At 64.9% G+C, this 19783-nt stretch carries 12 protein-coding genes; 5 read left to right on the top strand and 7 right to left on the bottom strand.

Annotated elements, in window-relative coordinates; all coding sequences use genetic code 11:
• Positions 1 to 25 precede the first annotated feature (25 nt).
• From SINAR_RS0111790 to SINAR_RS0111770, 4 genes are all read left to right on the top strand, one after another.
• Complete coding sequence (locus SINAR_RS0111790) at positions 26 to 1012, top strand: aldo/keto reductase (RefSeq protein WP_027999289.1); 987 nt, start codon at positions 26 to 28, stop codon at positions 1010 to 1012.
• 18 nt (positions 1013 to 1030) lie between these two features.
• Positions 1031 to 1462, top strand: coding sequence for a DUF1810 domain-containing protein (locus tag SINAR_RS0111785; RefSeq protein WP_027999288.1), 432 nt, complete (start codon positions 1031 to 1033; stop codon positions 1460 to 1462).
• A gap of 487 nt (positions 1463 to 1949) precedes the next feature.
• Positions 1950 to 2627, top strand: a complete 678-nt coding sequence (locus SINAR_RS0111775; RefSeq protein ID WP_027999286.1) for a methyltransferase family protein — start codon at positions 1950 to 1952, stop codon at positions 2625 to 2627.
• 182 nt (positions 2628 to 2809) lie between these two features.
• Entirely contained in the window at positions 2810 to 3280 is a 471-nt protein-coding gene (locus SINAR_RS0111770) for an aminoacyl-tRNA deacylase (RefSeq protein WP_027999285.1), read from the top strand.
• A gap of 54 nt (positions 3281 to 3334) precedes the next feature.
• Here the strand turns inward: SINAR_RS0111770 and SINAR_RS1000000137800 are convergent, their stop codons facing one another.
• The 7 genes from SINAR_RS1000000137800 to SINAR_RS0111730 all read right to left on the bottom strand — a co-directional run bounded on the left by SINAR_RS1000000137800 (position 3335) and on the right by SINAR_RS0111730 (position 19041).
• The gene (locus tag SINAR_RS1000000137800) at positions 3335 to 3853 is read right to left on the bottom strand and encodes a hypothetical protein (RefSeq protein WP_084617349.1); all 519 of its coding nucleotides are present in this window, start codon (positions 3851 to 3853) and stop codon (positions 3335 to 3337) included.
• Between the two features lie 157 nt (positions 3854 to 4010).
• The gene (locus SINAR_RS0111755) at positions 4011 to 7598 is read right to left on the bottom strand and encodes a DUF7933 domain-containing protein (RefSeq protein WP_027999284.1); all 3588 of its coding nucleotides are present in this window, start codon (positions 7596 to 7598) and stop codon (positions 4011 to 4013) included.
• Positions 7595 to 13414, bottom strand: a complete 5820-nt coding sequence (locus SINAR_RS0111750) for a hypothetical protein (protein ID WP_502362164.1) — start codon at positions 13412 to 13414, stop codon at positions 7595 to 7597. Before SINAR_RS0111750 ends, SINAR_RS0111755 begins: the two co-directional genes overlap by 4 nt.
• A gap of 220 nt (positions 13415 to 13634) precedes the next feature.
• Entirely contained in the window at positions 13635 to 16328 is a 2694-nt protein-coding gene (locus SINAR_RS0111745) for a DUF11 domain-containing protein (RefSeq protein ID WP_027999282.1), read from the bottom strand.
• 561 nt (positions 16329 to 16889) lie between these two features.
• Positions 16890 to 18035, bottom strand: a complete 1146-nt coding sequence (locus SINAR_RS0111740; protein ID WP_027999281.1) for an alpha-hydroxy acid oxidase — start codon at positions 18033 to 18035, stop codon at positions 16890 to 16892.
• Between the two features lie 77 nt (positions 18036 to 18112).
• Positions 18113 to 18334 (bottom strand): hypothetical protein, encoded by a 222-nt coding sequence (locus SINAR_RS0111735; RefSeq protein WP_027999280.1) that lies wholly within the window; start codon positions 18332 to 18334, stop codon positions 18113 to 18115.
• A gap of 11 nt (positions 18335 to 18345) precedes the next feature.
• Positions 18346 to 19041 carry a TetR/AcrR family transcriptional regulator gene (locus SINAR_RS0111730; RefSeq protein ID WP_027999279.1) on the bottom strand — a complete coding sequence of 232 codons (696 nt, stop codon included), beginning with the start codon at positions 19039 to 19041 and terminating at the stop codon, positions 18346 to 18348.
• 203 nt (positions 19042 to 19244) lie between these two features.
• On the opposite strand from SINAR_RS0111730, the gene SINAR_RS0111725 reads away from it, so the two are divergent.
• Positions 19245 to 19733: a RidA family protein gene (locus SINAR_RS0111725; RefSeq protein WP_027999278.1), complete on the top strand. Its 489-nt coding sequence runs from the start codon at positions 19245 to 19247 to the stop codon at positions 19731 to 19733.
• Positions 19734 to 19783: the final 50 nt, after the last annotated feature.

Raw genomic sequence — 19783 nt, 5'->3', positions numbered from 1 at the left:
CATCAAGATGGAGAGGAAACACTCGATGAAAACAAGGATCTTGGGACGAACGGGCGCCACGATTTCGGAGATCGGTTTCGGCGCCTGGCAGATCGGCGGCTCCTGGGGCGACGTCAGCGAAGAGGATGGCAAGCGCGCGCTCAATGCCGCCCTCGACAGCGGCATCACCTTCATCGACACGGCGGATGTCTATGGAGACGGCCGCTCGGAGAGGATCATCAGGGACGTATTGAAGGAGCGTGGCGGCGAGCGGCCCTTCGTTGCGACCAAGGCCGGGCGCCGACTCGATCCGCATGTCGCGAACGGCTATACAGGCGCGAATATCGAAGCCTTCATCGACCGCAGCCTCGGAAATCTTGGGCTCGATACGCTTGATCTCGTGCAATTGCACTGCCCGCCGACGGACGTCTATTACCGGCCGGAGGTCTTCGGCGCACTCGACCGGCTGGTCGCCAAAGGCAAGATCCGTCACTACGGCGTTTCGGTCGAGAGGGTCGAGGAGGCACTGAAGGCGATCGAATATCCGGGCGTCGCAACGGTGCAGATCATCTATAACATCTTCCGCCAGCGTCCCCACGATCTCTTCCTTGCCGAGGCAAGAAAGAAGAATGTCGGCGTCATCGTGCGCGTGCCGCTCGCTTCGGGCCTGCTTTCGGGCAGGATCGGCAGGGATACCGTCTTTGCTCCTGACGATCACCGCAACTTCAATCGTCACGGCGAAGCCTTCGACGTCGGGGAGACCTTTGCCGGCGTGCCCTTCGACGTGGCGCTCGAAGCGGTAGACGAACTGCGCGCGCTGGTGCCCGCTCAGATGCCGATGGCGCAATTCGCATTGCGCTGGATCCTTGTGCAGGACGCCGTTTCCGTCGTTATTCCGGGCGCCCGCAATGCAGCGCAGGCGCAATCGAACGCGGCCGCAAGCGCCCTCGCACCGATCGACGAGGCGACGCTCGCGGCAATCGCGGCGCTTTACGAGCGGCTCATCAAGGTTCATGTTCATCAGCGCTGGTGACAAACCGATGAGACGGTGATGGCAAGCGGGGCCTTCGATCTCGAACGCTTCGTCGCGGCGCAGGAAGGAACCTATCCGGCTGCGCTTGCGGAGCTTCGCGCCGGAACCAAGCGGACCCACTGGATGTGGTTCGTCTTTCCGCAGATTGCGGGGCTCGGCCATTCACCGACGGCGCGATATTACGCGCTGTCGGGCCTCGGCGAGACGCGCGCCTATCTCGGACATCCGCTCCTCGGCCGGCGCATTCTCGAATGCACCGAAACGGTCAACCGGATCAGGGGCCGCAGCGCTCTCGAGATTTTCGGCCGGCCGGACGATCTGAAATTCCGCTCGTCGATGACCCTCTTCGAAGCGGCAGCGCCTGATGTCGAAGCCTTCACCCGCGCGCTCGGCCTCTACTTCGACGGAGTTCGGGACTCAAGGACGATCGAGATTCTCGGCAAGAGCTGACTTGCGCTCAACAAGAGCTGACTTGCGCTCAAAAGGACGCGGCTGCTCCCTGCGACAGGATGAGCAGGAACAGGACCGCACAGACCGTCAGGCCGGCGATAATGAGCATCAGTTCCTTCATCATATAGCGATACATCGCGTCCCTCCTTTGCGGACGGCGAGTGCTGCTCCGGCGCCGCACGTCCCGTTCGACGTACAAGGTCGCCGTAGCGCTTCGCATTGCTGCATGCCTTGGCCCCTGAATCCGTCATGGCCCAAGCGAAGATGCAGCGGATTTAATATGGGAATCCGGTTATGCGGGTTTAAGTTCCGCGCAAAGCACAAGAGTGTGAACGCTTCAGGCAAGCGCCGGTGAAGCCTCGCAGGCGCGCCCCGCTTAATACCACCCCGCCGGAAATGAGAGTTGCGAGCGCTGGCCGAAACACTATCTCAGGAGTTCGTAGCGCTAAAGCGCCCTTTATCGCACAAATAATGCAGGAGCTTGCTCATGCTTGTCAGGCTGACCGTACAGACGATCGTCTGGTTCGGGTTCATCGGAGCCGTCCTCTTTCTCTCCGCCGGAACGCTCGCCTGGCCGGCGGCGTGGACCTACCTGTTCCTCGTGCTTGCGCTTTCGTTCCTCGTCGGACTCCTCCTTGCCCGGCACGATCCCGCACTGCTCAAGGAAAGACTGGCTGCCCCCATTCAGGAGGGCCAGCCCCTGGCCGATAAGGTGCTCCTCTCGGTCATCCTCCTGTTCCTTGTCGCCGGCTTCGCCTTCATGGCGCTCGATGCCGCGCGATTCAAATGGTCTTCCATGCCGGACTGGGTGCAGTCTCTGGGTGCGCTGCTCGTCGTCCTCTCCATCGGGTTCAGCTATCGGACGTTGCGCGAAAACAGCTTCGCATCGCCGGTCGTCAAGGTGCAGACGGAGCGTGCGCAAAGCGTGATCACCACGGGGCCCTACAGTTATGTCCGCCATCCCTTTTACACGGGCAGCCTTCTCTTCGTCGCCGCGACCTCTTTGTTCCTGGGCTCCTGGTGGGGCCTGCTCGTGGTACTCGGACTGACGGCATTGCTCGCTATCCGGATCGGCATAGAGGAAAAGGCGCTGCGCACGGCGCTCGCCGGCTACGATGCCTACGCGGAACGCGTGCGCTACCGGCTCGTGCCCTTCGTATGGTAGCCGGCACGGCGTTCGGCGTTGACTCCTCCGATGATGAGAGGAAAATGTCATCTTCCGCGTCACTACAGTGCTCCGCGTCCTGCCGGACGCCCAAAAGGCGCTGTAGCACTTTGAAGCGCTGCATTTTTTCTTGAGTCGGAACGGCTCAGGGAGGCTGCAGCAGGATAGAAGAGGCGCCTACGATGACGATCGCCAGGAGACTTCAGGACTATATCGACAGCGAAGGGATCGCCTACGACACCCTCGCGCATCACCGTACCGCAACCACCAGCCAGACTGCCGAAGCCGCCCATGTGCCGGGCAACAAGCTCGCCAAATCCGTGGTCGTTCACCACGAGATGGGCTATGCGCTCGCCGTGGTACCGGCCACGCACAGGGTCGAGCTCTCCACGCTGCAGGACGTCATGAACCGCCGTCTCGGTCTTGCCTCGGAAGAAGAGGTCTGCGAGCTCTTCAGCGACTGCGAGACCGGAGCCGTCCCGCCCATCGGCGAGGCCTATGGCGTGCCGGTCATTCTGGACGAAAGCCTCGACGGGGCAAACGACATCTATTTCGAGGGTGGCGACCACAGGACGCTCGTGCATATGAGCGGCACCAATTTCCGCAACCTGACGAAGGATGCACGTGTGGCCCGGTTCAGCCACCCGTCGTGAACGGGCGGCATATGCTCGGCGCTGCGTGAAGCGCTTCTCTCCGGCGACGCCGCGCTACTGCTCGACCCGGACGCGGTAGGTCGTAACCAATGTTGCGCCCGGCGCGAGCGCTTCTGAAAGTCGCCAGCGGATCTGACGGTAGTCCGACGCTTGCGCCTCGACGCGGCTTTTCGTGCCATCCTCGAGGATATCGGTCTTGTAGGCCGGCAGAACCTGCCAGGGTTCGCCTTCGATCAGCACTTCGAAGGCGGCCTTGTGTGAGACCGCGCGGCCGGCATCCACGAAAAACGTATTGGCCGGAATCGGGCCGTTGATGACCAGACCGGAAAGCGGCTCCTTCGACATATTGCCGTAGCGCCCCGTATACTGCAGAAGGTCGCCCGGAGCGGCCGACTTTGCCGGCGAAAAAGACTCCTTCCCGCCTTCGTCCACCGCGACGCTCTGCACGGAAAGGCTGGCCGCAAGCGGGCTTGCCGGCTTCTGCTCCTGGGCAGCCGCGAACGACGATGCGAACGCCACCCAGGCCGCAGCGAGACATGACGCGATCCAGTTTCTTGCAGTCCAGTTCCTCACAGTGCCTCCATTCGAAGTAATGTCCGTCTGCCGGACGCGGATACCATTGAAGCTGCCTGCCGCGACTTGGGACGGGACAAAGCGGCTATGACCTAGGCCACGAGCGCTGACTTATTGGCAAATAAGGACTTCCGCCGCGCTCCTCCGGTTCAAGCCTTTAATTCGCGATCTTCACACGGAAGTCGACCTTGCCGACGTCTCCGGGATTCATGCTGCCGGCGCAGTCCCATCTGAGCAGGCCGGTGTAGCCGTTAGCCCCCCCGCCGGCGGGGACGGCAAGTGCGCAGCTCATGCCCGCCGGCGTGGCTGCGACGGTGGCGCCGGGCGGGACGGCGAGGCTGGTATAGGCCGGCGTCTCGTCGCGCACCGAGACGTTCGATACCGGATGAGCGGATGGGTTGGTGAAGGTGATCCTGTATTCGAGGATGTCGCCGGGCGCTCCGGCGGATGTGACCGAGAAAGCACCGCCAGCCGTGACGTTGCGCACCCGCTTCGTCAGCGTGATCGTGCCGCCGGCCGCTAAGACCGTGATCACGTCATGGTCCTCAAGCGTCGCGAGCAGCGCAAGCGTGCCGGAAAGTGCCGTATCGGCCGTCACGTCATACTGAAGCCTGGCCGCCGTCGCCGCTCCCGGTGACGCCTGCACCAGAACGACAAGGCAGACCTCCTCCCCCGCCGTCACGGCTATGGCCGCCGCAACTGCGGGCTCGCCCGCCTCCGGCGTGCCCGAGCAATCCGCATCCCGGATGAGCGTATAGGTAAAACCCGAAAGATCAGGTTGACCCGCGGCGTTGCCGATACCGAAGGTCACCACCGCCGAAGTCGTGGCGGCATAGCGATGCGCGAGGAATACCGTAGCGCCCGGAGCGACGGTTGCCGAGCCGTCGGTGGCGAGCGTGGGTTCGCCGATCAGTCCGAAAAGAATGGAGCCGTAGCTCGTCGCTTCGCCGTAGGTGAATTCGATGCTGTCATAGCCGGGCGTCGAGACGGTGCCGCCTGTGTCGCCGGGTTTCCCGCTCACCCCGACCAGACCGGCAACGGCGCCCCGCACGACGCAGACGCTTGCGCCGTCCACGGGACCGGCCAGCGGCAGCGAGAAGGTGCCGTCGCCCGACGTCACCGTGCTTGCATAGGTCGTGGCGCCGCAATCGGTAAAGCGCACCGGCACGCCGCCGAGGCCGGCTTCGCCGCCGTCCCGCGTGCCGTTATGGGCGGTGCCGCCGCCGGCGCCGTTGTCGTCGATCGCCCTGCCGGTCAGGTTGAGGCCGACGAAGCGGTTGGTGAAGGTGCAGAGGAGCCTCGCACCCGCCTTGGCATTCTCCGCCGGGATGACGAGCGTCCTGCCGTCGGAGACGGAACCGATCACCTGCCCGCGCGGATTGCCGCTCTGCTGCCAGTTCACGTCCTCGCATCGCGCCGACTTCAGCGCCCATCCGGCCGGAAGAGCCTCCTCGATCGCAGTGGTCGCATTGGCGGCTGAGAGATTCACCTCCGCTCCCGTCACGGCGGCACCGTCTGCCCCCGTCGTCAGGCTGTAGCTGCCGCCGCCGGGAAAGCCGTTGGCACTCGCGGCCGCTCCCCTGAAGACGAAGGTCCCCGTACCGCCCTCCGATACCTTGACGATCGTCACGGTTGGAGTGGCGGGGGTGATGCTGACGCATTGATCGGTGACCTTGTTCACCAGCTTGCCGGACGAAATCGCCGTGATGTTGCCGCTGCCGTTGGTGATGCCGGCCCTGGCGCCCGCATCGGAGCAGGAGGCCGGTCCCTGGGATGATGCCGTCGTCACCATGGCGGTCACCGTACATGCGGCCGGACCTGCGGCAAGCGCACCGCCCGAAAGGCTGATCGTGCTCCCGCCGGCCGTCCCCGACACCGCGCCGCCGCATTGCGACGCCGCCGGCGCGCTTGCCAGAACCAGGCCGCCTGGCAGCGTATCGGTGAAGGAGAGGCTCGACACCGCGGCCTTGCCAGCCGGGTTGGTCAGTGTGAAGGTCAGCGTCACGGTTTCCCCCTTCGGCATCGACGCCGCACCGAAGGATTTTGTCAGGGTCGCCGCCGGCTTGATGGCGAGGCACTGGTCGGTGACGTCGTTTGCGAGATTCGTGGAAATCGCCGTGATGTTGTTCTTGCCGTTGGTCGTGCTCGCATTGGAGCACGCGGCGGGCCCCTGAGAGGCTGCCGTCGTCACCGTTGCGGTGACCGTGCACGTGCTCGGTCCCGGCGCAAGGCTGCCGCCCGAAAGGCTGATCGAATTGCCGCCCGCCGTGCCCGAGACGGTGCCGCCGCATTGCGCGGCTGCCGGCGCGCTCGCCAGAACGAGGCCGTTCGGCAGCACGTCCGTGAAGGAGAGGCCCGTCTGCTGCCTTGCCGCCGCCGGGTTCGTCAGTGTGAAGGACAGCGTCGTCGTGGCATCTTCCTCGATGGAAGAGGCACCGAAGGCCTTCGCCAGGAGAGCGGTACGCCTTATGCCGACGCATTGATCGGTGACACCGTTCGCGAGGTTGTCCGAGAGCCCTGATACATTGCTCGCACTGTTGGTCGTGGCCGGTTCGGGGCAGGTTGCCGGGCCCTGAGCGGCTGCCGTCGTTACGGTGGCCGTCACGGTGCAGGCGCTCGCACCCGCGGCGAGCTTGCCGCCCGAGAGGCTGATCGTGCTGCCGCCGGCGGTGCCAGAGACCGCGCCGCCGCACTGAGAGGCCGTCGGTGCGCCTGCCAGGACCAGCCCGGCTGGCAAAGTATCGGTAAATGCAAGCCCGCTTTGCGCGGCGGCACCGCTCGGATTTGAGAGCGTGAAGGTCAGGGAAAAGGTCTCGCCTTTCTTCACGGAGGCAGTGGAGAAAGCCTTGGTAAGGGAGGGTTTGAGTGCGGTGATTTCGACAAAACCGAGGGGACCTTCATTGCCGGAGTTTAAAGCTCGGGTACCGAGGGAAAGGGTCGGACCGGCCGCAAATACGCTTCCATCGCTCGTCCGACATGAGCTTCCACCCCCCGAAGCCGACCCGCCCGTGCTTCGATCGGCATGGCCGATTCCGCCTGAACCGCCAGTATAGCCCCCTCCGCCGCCACCGCCGCCGCCGCCATCGCCGGAGAAGTCTGCACCTGCTGTGCCATTTCCGGAGGCGCTGCAAGCCCCCTCCGTCAATCCAGCCGCGTCTCCTCCGCTCTTCGCAGAGTAGCTCTGATACGAGCCGCCTTGACCGCCACCACCGCCGCCGGCCAGGAGCACGACCGTTCCGTCCAGAGCCAGCGACGTGCCGCCACCGCCGCCGCCGCCGGCACCCGATTTACCCCGGTCGCCCGACCTGCCGCCGGCGCCGCCGTTGCCGGCACCGGCGCCACCGATTCCGCCCGGTGCACTTGCGCCTTGAGCTCCGGCATGACCGCCGTCCCCGACGATTCCGCTTATGATCTGACCTGGCGTGACATTCAGGATCGTTTCGAACACGTGTCCGCCACCACCGGCTCCTCCCGGGCCGCTGGTGCTGTCGATCGCACCTGCCGCGCCGCCGCCGCCGGCCACCTTCACTTTCAGGCGGGTCACGCCGGCGGGTACCGTGTAGCTGTAGCTTCCCGGGCCGAAGGTTTCGGCCTGCACGGGCGTGGAGAGCGCGAGCTGCGCGGCGGCGATGGCAGCGAGTGCGCATGCCGCCGTCGCTCGGGACGCGTCTCGCGTCCGGCCCGGGCCGCCGCGGCTTCCCGCCGGAAACATCGCCCGCTTCCATCGTTCGGGGACGATCGTCATCGCCTGCCCTCCCCGTCGACCGGAACCGTCACCCCGGCGCGGTCGAAAAAGCCCCAGAGCGAATCGTCGAGTTTGATCGAAAGCCGCACATAGGGGCCGACCGTGTAGATATCGGATACGGCGGAAGCATCGACGTCGGAGTAATTGTAGCCCGCGGCGACGAGCACGTTTTTCGCCGGCACGAAACCGACCTCCGCACCCATGCCCGTGCGCGACCGGCCCGTGAGCGGGTCGTGGAAGAGCGTGCCATTGAAGCCGAGCCGCAACTGCATGCCGTCCTTGATTTCGAAATCGCGCTCTATCCCCGCCTGGCCGAGCAGCGTGAAGGTCTCGCCCGTGGCGCCGAAGGCGGTCTTGGCCTGGAACTGTCCCGCCTGCCTGCCGGTGATTCTCGTATCGGCGCCGAGCGCCCAGGAGCCGCCGGCCGACCAGTAGGCGGTACCGCTGTCGACGCCGGCGACATCGTTGCGGTCGATCCGGATGCCGCCCAGGAAAAGCGCGTCGAGGCTCTCCTCTTCCGGCCGGAGCGCTGCACCGATGCGCAGGTGGTCGCGCAGCCGCTGCTGCCTGTCGGTATCGGCTTTCGCCAGACGGTTTTCGACGGCCCAGGTCCACTCCCCCGCCTGCTCCGCCCAGTATTGCTGGCCGTAGGCGGTATAGCCGCCGTCCCTGATGGAGAGTTCCGCGCCGAGGCCGAGTCGCGCCTTTCCGCCCTTCAGATTGGCGAGGTAGCCGGCGGCAAGCGTGGTCTGCGGCGAGACGTCCTTCCCCGAGCCGAAAGGCAACCCGATGAGCTGGTCGAGATCGTATGGCTGGAAATGCTCCAGGGTCGCATAGAAGCGCGTGTCCTTGCCGCCGATCCATCCAGGCAGATCCCAGCCGCCGGGGTCGAAGTCGCCGAGGTCGAAATCGCCGGAAAGGCCGCCGGCGAAGCCCGTCTGCGAGCCGCCGCGCATCTCGCCGAAGGTTTTCACCTGATCGGTGAGCCGGTATTCGACACCGGACCTCATCGTGGCTGTCGCGCCGTCGGCGGTGGAGAAGTCGAGGAATTCCGACCCGTTCGCGGCCCAGTCGACACCGGTATAGATCTTCGTCCGTTCCGTGGCCCGGTAGCTGGCCTCGGTCAGGATCCGGAAGTGCGAGAAATCGGTGGCCTCCGCCTCGACTTCCCCCTTTAGGGCGAACTTCGGGAAGGCGGACGGCCGCCACTCGGCACCGGCCACAGCCGAGGGCACGGACCTGGGGCTGCTGCCGTCGCCGGGAGCGAGCCGCACGAAGCGCATGCCGGCGCTGAGGGTAAGCTCCGGACTCACCATCCAGTTCGGCAGCACTTCAAAGCCGAAGCGCTCGTTTCCGGACGGCATCCGCTGGCCGTAAAGCGCCGATGTCCTCAGCCTCAGCCGGGGATTGACGTTCCAGTCGGCCGTGACGGCGACCTCGGCGCTGCCGGGCGAGAGGGACGCCCCTTGGGCGAAACGCTCGTCGGCACGCGCGGCGTCTGCGCGCACCGTGACCCGCTGCGTCTTGAGCTCGTATGCGACCCGGGAGGCCGACCCCGTTTCGCCGTCCTTGCCGTTGGTCTGGGCCAATTCCACCTCGGCCTTGCCGTAAGTCCCGAGATCGGCCGAAACGTAGCCGGCACGGGCAGTTCGAAGATCGCCGAAGGGAGTGTCCGCCTGCGAGCGGACTTCGCGATAGCCGATCGCAATGCGGTCGTTGACCCGGTAGCGCGCCTCGCCGGCATAGATCCAGTAGGGATCTCCTTCCGTGTCGAGCTCATAGGTGATGCGGATGAAATTCGGGTTGCCGTCCTCGTCGAAGGCCGGGACGGGCCTGTTGAAGACGATGGCGTTGCCGAAGAAGTCCAGCCGGTAGTCGTCGAAGCGCTTGAGCGATACCGTGTCGAGGACGACCGAAGGCTGGCGTCGGTCGCGCGTGACGATCTCGACGCGTTCGGAACCCTCCGCATAGCCGGAGAGATCCAGTTCGTAGGGACCGGACAGTCCTTCCGCACGGAATTCCCGTATCACCTGACTCTGATCGGTGCGGCCGGCAAAGAGGTCGATGGTGACCGGACCCTGCTCGATATGCGTCCGGGCACCGGTCAGGAGCCGACTCTGCGATCCGAGTTTGAACTCGCTCGCCTGCGGGGCGATGTCGATATCGCCGTAGAGAACGTAGTTGAGACCCTTCTCGACCTTCACATAGAGGCGCGAGCGGGACTGGGCGTCGTAGCCCCGCTCGGAGGCGTCTCCGTAAACGGGATAGTAGCGCTGCGGGTCGATGTCGCGGAACAGCCGCTCCTTCGTGTCGAGATCGCCGTCGTAACGGAGCGTCAGGAGAGCGTCGCCCCTGACCTTGCCCTGAAGATAGAGCTCGCCGTCCACGCCCGCGGTAACGTCGTCGAATCCCTCCGTGCCGGTGGCCGGCTCCACCGACCCGGGCAGTCGGACCGCTCCCTCCACGACGCCGGCGATGATCCTCCTGCTGTCGTCGGCAAGGAGCTTCACCTCGGTCTCGTATCGGCCGAGGCCGTTGCGCACCGCGATCCTGTGCGTACCGGAGAGCGGCGGCGGATAGTAGTCGACAAGTGCCTCCCCCTTGTCGATGAAGACCTGAAGACCGGGTTCCGTGGCGCGGATGTCGTCGGCCCCCCACCGGCCGCGCCCAGAGCTTTCGAGGGTCACGTCCATGGAGGCATGGGTCGGCACGCCGTCGGCATCGACCACCCGGATCAGCACCGGAATGGGCGAGGCTGGATCGGCGAAGGCCGCGGGCGGGGCGACGAGTTCGATCCGCGCCGGCCGGCCCGGCGCCAGGACGGCGATCTTCCGTCTTTCGCGGATATTGCCGAACGGATCGGAAAACGTGGCTTCGAGTTCGTTGCGGCCGCCCTCGAGCCGGACTGCGACATATTCCGCCGCCTGCACGCCGCCCGAAGAATAGATCACTCGCTGGCCGACCTGGCCTTCGGACACGGCTGCGCCGTTGAGATTGAGCGCGAGCTTGCCGGCTGCCGGCCCCTTGATGCGGATGGAGACGATGTCGCCGTTCAGCAGGCTGTCGGCCTCGAAGTCGAGAAAGCCGAGTTCGGGCGAAAGTCCCTTGATTTCGGCTTCCAGATCGCGGGTGCGCTCGGGCGCCACCGCCTCCGGCCGGTCCGGCTTCCCGGTCCCCTCGCCGGGCTCGTTCTTTGGGCGCGGGACGATCTGCGTTTCGGTGACCTTTGCCGCTTCGCCCCGGGAGCCCGCGAGCCGGCCGAAATAATCGACCCATTCGTCGCCTCCGAGATTCAGCCGCTCGGGAACCGTCGTCCGCCCGGCGAGAGCGGCGTTTTCCTCATAGGCCTTCCGGCGCCCGTCGAGCTCTGCGAGAACCTCCTTGCGGCTGACGCCAGGCTTCGGAGAAACCGCGAAATATTCGCTCGCCACCTGCCCCGGCAGCAGGCGCATATAACGGCTTTGCGGGCTCATCGCATCGCGCGCCGAGGTGGCCCGCAGTTCGAGGGTCGCCGGCAGCGTAGCTTCAGAGACGGCTACGACATGGGCTCCGGGCGGCAGTCCCGGCAGCGAATACTTGCCCTCCAGGTCGGTGACGACGCTTGCGCCGTTGGAGAACTGGAGCTTCACGCCCGGAACGCCCGGCTCCACCCGCCCAGGCGCACCGTCCTCAACGGCGGGATCGACCTCCGGAAGATGGCGGTCCTGCAATCCGTTGCCGTTGAAGTCGATATAGACCTTGCCGAGAACCACGCCCTCGTCGCTGAAAACACCGCCGTCCCGCTGGACACGCACGACCGCGCGTGCCTCGTTCGAACGCACCTGCCCTTTGCCGGCCAGCTGGCCATATGCCTGCGCGATATTGCCGAGCTGCCCGCTCGCCGTCGCATCGACCGCCGCCATATAGGTCACGGTCACCGTTCCGTTGGCGGGCAGGAAGCCGGTATCGAAGATGAGATTCCGGCCGGGGAAGCCGGAGACCCTGACCGGCTTTCCGCCGAGACGCGCCGTGCCGGGAAGGAAGGTCAGGCCCCTGGGAAGCGCTCCCTGTATGGTGCTTCCGAGAACGGCGATGCCGGTCGTATTGCTCAATGTCAGCGTGAAGACGACGATGTCGCCAGGCGAGGGATTCGCGTCGTCGACCGAATGCTCGAGCCGCAGGACGGACGCGCCGTCCGCATCGAGCGGTATGTCGGCGCCGCCGAAGCCGGCCGCAGCCGTGAAGGGGCGTCCGTAGGAGGCCTCCGGATCGACGTTGCGCCCCGGCGGGAATATCTCCCGGACGGACGGGAAGGAAAGCCCCGCGGGCGGCTCCACGTCGATCCGGTAGGTGCCTGCGGCATTTATCGCGGTCAGTGCATAGAAGCCGTCCGCATCCGACTGCACACGCTCGATCTCGGCGCCGGAAGCGTCGCGGAGGATGACCCTCGCGCCGGCCACCGCGGCATTGCTTGCGGAATGGAAGACGTAGCCGCCGGGATTGACGATCAGGAGAGCGGAGGCGTCCCGGCCGCTGCAGGTGGCATTGGCTAGCGCCTTCGTATTGCGGCCTCCCGAAAGAACGTTGTCGCCCCGCGACACAGTGGGCAACCGCTGAACGGGAATGAGCGCGGTGGTGAAAATGCCCGTGTTCGGGCCTGTTTCCGTCGCGATCACCGTCTCCAGGTCCCCCTCGGGATCGGTCGCGATGCGGATCATGGCCTGGTCGAGGCCGGCGGTCATGTTGCAGGAGGCCGCGCTCAAACGCAACCGTACATTGCTGTTCAGCGCCGTGCTCGAAATCGGATCACCGCCGGGCGAAACGAAGCGCAGCACCGCGGATCCTCCGCGCACGGGCGTCGTGACGACGTTGGAGCGCACCTCCGCTGTTTCATCCGGGGTCCCTTCCCAGACCGAAGCGACGTTCAGCAACGAACCGGACTGGATATTGTCCGCGGCGACGACCTTGAGGGAAAAGTCCGCGGCAAAGCCGGCGGGATAGTCGCCCGCCCTGAAGAACGCCACGGCGTCGACGGCCGTCATGTCGGCGGGGGGCTGCGCGGTATAGGTATGTGTGGGCTGCCCGGCGACATGGAAGAGCCCGGCGAATCCCGAGGAAGCCGAGACGGACTTGACGCGCGTGTTGAGCGGGCGCTCGTCGCGCACCAGCAGACCGGACGCCGCCTTACCGTCGATGACGATAGGACTGCCGGAGATTTCGGCATAGGCGGTCACGGGGCTGGTGCCGTTGTTGCGCAACTGAAGATCGTACCGCAACTCCCCGCCGGCCGAAACCTCGTTCCCGCTCGCGGTCTTGTTGATCACGAGGCCGGTGGTGGAAAGGACGCTCGTCCCGGTGGCCGCGGCCGCGGCATGCCCGTCGCGAGCGCCGAGCCGTACCAACGCTCTGTGGCCATCGCTGCCAGCCGGCGGCGTCCTGAACTGCAGGACCACCGGAATCTCCGAATCCATGTCCACTTCCACGGATTCTTGCGGCGTCAGCTGCGGCTCGTCTTCGTCGGCCGCGCCGTTTCGGTTCCGGTCGACGACCATGCGGAGATCGTTGACATCGTAGTCGTCGCCGTCGAGCTGTTCGACCGTAACCGCCGGCCTCGCCGCCGCATTGCCCACGTTGCGGATGAATAACAGGAAGTGCCCGGCCGAGTTCAGCGGCAGGTTGACCGTTTGATCGCGAACCACTTCGAGGGATTTGACTTCGACGACACGGGTGACCACCGTATTGGTCGAAACGGATTCGTAGATACCGAGTTCGGCGTTGAAGTAGGAGACGACGGCCCGCAGCTCGATCACGGCGCCCGCCGGTGCCGGTGCGGCCATGACGGCTCGCTCCTGCAGGGGGCCGAAGACCGCCAAACAGGCAAGCAACCCGACTATCGTTCCGCGCAGTGAGGCCATGGTGCTGATGGTTTTGCCTGGATGAGGGGTGGGCGCGCAGGGCGGCAGGGACTGGCCGGCAGGAGTCGGCCGGCCGGAACTGAACAGGCAGGAACTGGCCGAGCAGCGACTGAACGGCCAGCCGCTGCCCCCGATGCCCCGATCACTCGTCGATCTTCACCCGGAATGTGAGCCTTGCGGTGCCGCCGGGATTCACCGTGCCATGCGAGGAGCGGAGCGCGCCGGGCTCGCCGTCGGCCGGCTGCAGCGCGACCGCCGGCAAGGAACCGCCAGCCGCCGCCGCCGAGGACCCGACGTAGGTGGTGTATGCCGGCACCTCGTCGTCGATGCGCACCTCGTTCGCATCCGCCGCGCCCACGTTGGCCGCGGTTACCCGATAGACGATGCACGCACCCGGATTGGCCGCCTGCGCCGCCTGGGTGAAATTGCCGTCGGGAGCGCCGTCGCAGGCGGCATCGAGCGCCTGCTCCTTGCTCACGACGACGTTGCCGGATACGACGGTGACGGTTTCGGTGACGGCGTTGTTGGCCGTGTTGGCATCCGCGACCGCGGCTCCGCCGCTTTCGGTGAGGCTGCCGCCGACCACGACCTTCGCCGTCTCGGAGAGTCCGCCGACCGCGCTCGCAGGAGCCTGAACCCGCGAGAACAGCAGCACGCTTTCGCCCGGCGCAAAGCTTGCGGCGCCGCGTGCTTCATTGATGTCGGCAATGCCGGCTACCTGCACGTCGGCGCCATCAAGCACCCCGTTGCCGTTCTTGTCGACCCAGAGCGTCTCCACGAAGCTCGGAAAGGCCGGATCGTAGCCGATGGCGCCGCCCGTGACGGCCACGTTGCCGAGATTTTCCAGCGTGTGGCTGATGACCACCACGCCGCCGGGCGCCGCCTCGGCGGACTGGTCGCTGCGGATGGCGAGGTCTGCGACCCGGCTGACGGTGACGCGATCCAGCTTCGTATCGACCGCCGACGCGCTGCTCGCCGAAGACGCACGGAAATAGACGTCCGTGCTGCCGGGCCGCGCGGAGCCCGGCGGCGTCACTCTGGCCGTGAACGTCGCGGAGGAGCCGGCGGCGATCACCCCCGTATTGGTGACCGTATCACCGCCTGCATTCAGGAACACGACCTGCCATCCGTCGGGCATCGAGCCGGGCGCGAAGTTCGAACCGCTGTAGGAGAGATTGAAGCTGTCGGAAACGGAACGCCTGTTGACGACGACGAGCGTGAACTCGGCCGTCTTGCCCGGATCGGTGCTGACGGTCGTCCAGGGTGCGCCGCCGCTGGCGACCTCCGCACCCTGCGCCTTGCCGTTTTCGTTCTGCAGGTCGACGGTGCCGCCGCCGACGGCGCTCTCCACTCGCAGCCGCGTACTGTTGGCGGCCCCGGGCTTGTTCGCAGGCGTCGCCGTCATCGTGGCCTCCCAGGCCGGCTCTTGCCCCGCATTGCGTGCCGCACCGTCCGGCAGATGGGCCCTTGCCCAGAACGCCGCCACCGTATTCGCCGCGATCTCGATGTCGGGCCGCCCGTCCGAAGTCGTGTCCAGGAGCGCCGTCCCCTCGGACGTCGAGGCGAAGGTAAACGTCGTTCCGCTCGGGAAACTGCCCGCCACGGCGGACAGATCGAACCTTTGCGCCGTATTCGACTGGTTGGTGATGATGACCTCGAAGAGCACCGGGCTGCTCGCGCTCAGATAGGGGGTCTCCACATCGGCGACCGCATCGTTTGCGAGACCGTCCTGGTCGGTGCTGGATTGCCGCCCGCCGGCGGCGTAGTTGTTGTCAGGCAGGTCGGCCGTGGGGCGGTCGGCATAGGATGTGCCCGCCGCCCTGTCCGCCAGCGTGACGGCGATCGAATAACCGTCGTCGACGACGAGCCGCGCCACGTTCGACGTCTGCAGGTCGGTCTGGTCGGAATCGATCGTACCGGTGTTTTCGATCGTACCGACCGCGCCGGCGGTGACGGTCGTGGTGAATTCAATGTAGCCGCTTCGCCCGACGGGCACGGACGAGACCGTCGCCGTAACCTTGTCGGCGCCGACCGAATAGGCGATCGTCTGGCCCTGGCCGTTGGTATGATCCGCAGCGCCCTCGGCATCGGCCATCGTTCCGCCGTCCGACCACTTGCCCGATCCGGCGACATAGACGAGCTCGGCCGGAATCTGGTCGAAGATGGCTACGTTCTGCGCATCCGATCCGCCGGTATTGGAATAGTTGAAACGGACGCGCACCCGGTCTCCCGGCGTGACCGACCTGGAGCCGTCAAGGTCTTCGAGCAGGGTCATGTTCTTGGTAAAGGCCAATACGGCTCCGGTCGTGACGTTCACCGTGTCGGTATTGGACGCATTCGGCCGGGCGGGGGAACCGGATTGATAGTTGGCGGCCGTGGTCAGAGTGCTGGCCGCGGTGATCTTGAAGGTCGGACTGTCCGTCGCCGAGGCCCCGACGTCGATCCGGGCGACGACGCAGGTGCTCTCCCCCGCGTTCAGCGAGGAGGTCTTGCTGATTGCCGTCAACGTGTCGGGTACGCCGTCGCAGTCGCCGTCGGAATAGATTCCCGCCGCCGTCAGGCCGGAACCGAGGCTGCCGATGGAGAGATCGTAGGAATCCGCGGCATTGCCGACGTTGGTCACGGTGTGCGGAAAGAACACGCTGCCGCCCGCGACGGCGGACTTGATCGTATCGGTCTCGATCTGAACGCCGGCGATCGTGTTGATCGTCGTCTGGACAAGGTTGGAGGTGACCGAGAAAGTCTGCCCGCCCGACTCGAAGGTCGCGACTGCCTGATTGCCGATGACGGTACCGGCGGCCGCCGGTGCCGCAAGCGCCGACGGCACGAACCCCATTACACTCGCAGACGCAACCAAAAGCTGCGCCAATAGTTTTCTGCGCCAGAGATTTGTCTGTCTGCCGCCTGTTTCCAAGACGCTCGAATTCGCTCGCTTAACTCGCCTTCCCGTTGCCGATTTCGAACAGGAGTTGCAAGAGATGCCCCTTATATGCAAATAACCAAGATGATTTTAGGGGAATTTTAGCGCCACGCTGCCATCACAAACGGGCGGACCCATGCCGAATGCGGGCCCGATTGCCGGCAAACAGTTGTTTTATTTACAACCATAAGAAGAAAAGGCGTGCGATGGCGGTCGCATATCGTCGCCGGAGCGGTGTTCTCGCGAGCAACGGAAAAAGCTGCCTTGCCCTTGAAGCTGTGGGTGATTCGGAAAAATCTCACCAGAGCGGGGTGAGGAACACTGTGCGCGGTTTTCCGCCCGCATCCCGCGTCTCAACTTCCTGGAATCGATCATGTTCATGTGTTCAGGTCGACCCGACCTGAACACATCGTGATCCAGGCAGGCTTCAGTCCGGCTGCGTCATCCGTATGCACCCCGGCAACGCCGAGCGTTTCCTCACCGGAAACGCAGGTTTTCTTTCGTAAGCTCGCCGACCGACGAGCAGCCCATCAGCTTCATGCCGCGTTCGATCTCGATGCGCATCAGTTCCAGCGCCCGTTCGACGCCAGCCTGTCCTGACGCAGCGAGCGGGAAGAGATAGTAGCGACCAAGCCCGACCGCCTTGGCTCCCAGCGAGAGCGCCTTGAGCACATGGGTGCCGCGCTGCACGCCGCCGTCCATCATCACATCTATCTTGTCCCCGACGGCCTGGACGATCTCGTCAAGCTGGTCGAATGCGGTGCGCGAACCGTCAAGCTGCCGCCCGCCGTGATTGGAGAGCACGATCCCGGTGCAGCCGATCTCGACCGCCCGCTTGGCATCCTCGACCGACATCACGCCCTTCAGGCAAAACTGGCCGTCCCAGTGCTGCACCATCTCGGCGACATCGTCCCAGGACATCGACGGATCGAGCATCTCGGTGAAATAGCGGCTGATCGACATCGCGCCGCGCCCCATATCGACATGGTTTTCGAGCTGCGGCAGCCGGAAGGGCTCATGCAGGGCATAATTGATCGCCCAGGACGGCTTGATCGCAAATTGCGTCATGCCGGCGAGATTAAGCCTGAACGGAATGGCAAAACCGGTTCGCCTGTCGCGCTCGCGATTGCCCCCGGTGATGCTGTCCACGGTCAGCATCATCACCTCGACTCCGGCCTGCTTGGCACGCGCCATCATCTCACGGTTCAATCCGCGATCCTTATGGAAGTAAAACTGGTAGACCTGCGGACCGTCGGAGATCCGGCGGGCCTCTTCCAGACTGACGGTGCCGAGCGAGGAAACACCGAACATCGTGCCGTATTTCGCCGCCGCTGTTGCCACCGCCCGCTCTCCCTGGTGATGGAACAGGCGCTGAAGCGCAGTCGGCGAGCAATAAACCGGCATCGCCAGCCTTTGCCCCATGATCGTCACCGACATATCGACATCGCCTACGCCGCGCAGGACGTTCGGAACCAGATCGCAGCGCTCGAACGCAGTCGTGTTGCGCCGGTAGGTGACCTCGTCATCGGCCGCGCCGTCGATATAGTTGAAAATCGGCGATGGCAGGCGCTGCTTTGCCATTCGACGGAAATCGTGGAAATTGTAACACTGTTTTAGACGCATCTGCCCCTCGGACCCGAACGAGCGCATCAATAGCACTGTTTCGATAAAACAATGAAGGCTCTGCGTGGCACCGGCGATCAGTCCGTGGTCGAGCCCGCAACGATGGTCAGGCGCCGCCTGGCAGGTATGTAGACGCTGAACAGGAAGACGCCCCACCATTCGGCGCCCGCATCGAAATAGTCGGAGACCTCCGGCAGCCGCGCGTCGGACCAGTCGAGGATCTCGCTCCCGTCGAACGGCGGCAGGATGAAATCCCTGACCTCTTCGAAGGCAGGCGGCAGTTTCTCGATCCGGTTCATTCGTTGTGTCATTATCCTGGAACGAGGCCGTCGAGCAGGAAGTCGAGGCCTTTTCGGAAGGCGCCATCCCAGTCGCCGTCCAATAGCAGACGAGAGCGTTCGACGGTCGGGTAGCGTTCGCCGAGAGATGTGAGGCGCTGCTGCGCGGCGGCCCTTTCGTCGTCCGAGAGGCCGAAGCTCGCTCGGGTGATGGTCGCGCCCATCACATAATTCCACAGCGACCATATCGCGACGTTGAGATCTGCGTCCGCCACACCGGCTCCGGACAAGGTCCTGCTCAGCAGTTCCAGGCGGCCGAGCATATTCGGGCCGAGCGCCCGGCGCGGCAACAGCGACGCCGACCAGGGATGGCGCAGCATGCTGGCGCGCCAGTCTTCGAGCATATGAAAGACTTCTCCGCGCCAGTCTTCCGACTTAACGATTGGCGGCGGTCCGCGATATTCGAGCACCCGGTCGAGCGCCAGATCGAAGACATCCTCTTTGTTGGCGACATGCCAGTACAGGCTCATGACGCCTGAGCCGAGGCGATCCGCCAGCCGGCGCATCGTCAGTCCGTCGACTCCTTGGGCGTCCAGCAGTTCTACCGCGGCCGCCACGATATGTTCCCGAGAGAGAGGCGGTTCACTGCCCGGCTCCTGCACGGGCCGGGGCCGCGCGCCTGTTCGCTGAAGCCGTTTGCTCCTGATGTCGCTGGGTTTGGCTGCCATTCGTCTTCCTTGCTGGTCAGAACGATGATTTTGACCGGCAATGGGAGGAATGTCGATCATGAACCATTGACTCGTACGATGTACGATGCGATTGACTCGTGCACTGTACGATTCAACCCTGTCGGCGGCATGGGCCCCGAAGTTCCAAACCTTTCCGACCGCCAGTGTCCCTTGCCCGCAATCCGCAGAGACGAGAGAAAATCATGTCACGCGCAATCAAGCATCTGCTCATCGGAGGACTAATCATCATGACCATGGGAGTTCCCACCGGGACGGCGGCGGATGAGAATGGTCTCAAGCTGACCATCGTCAATCCGCAAAACCTCTACGACCCATCGCCGAATGGTTACAGCACGGCGGTGATCACGCCGGCCAATGCCCGGGTGGCCTACATCTCCGGACAGGGCGGTCAGGACGGCACGGGAGCCTTGTCGCCCGACTTCGCTGTCCAGGTCGAGCAGGCCTATGCAAATTTGCGCACCGCCCTCGATGCGCTCGGAGCCAGGCCGGATCAGGTCGCCAAGCTCACTGTCTTCGTGGTTGATCACGATATGTCCAAGCTTGCGGTGTTGACCAGGAACGTCAAGGACATGTTCGGCGAGGCGCTGCCGGCGCAGACTCTGGTTCCCGTTCCCAGACTTGCGATCGATCCCATGCTCTTCGAGGTCGAAGCCGTTGTCGTTCTGGAGTAGCGTTGGCAGTCTTCCTCAGGACGGCGCCCGGCCCACAGCCCTCGCCACGA

This window comes from Sinorhizobium arboris LMG 14919 (assembly GCF_000427465.1).
Classification (GTDB): domain Bacteria; phylum Pseudomonadota; class Alphaproteobacteria; order Rhizobiales; family Rhizobiaceae; genus Sinorhizobium; species Sinorhizobium arboris.
Note: the sequence above shows the minus strand (reverse complement) of the source record. Positions and strands in the feature narration are given on the sequence as shown.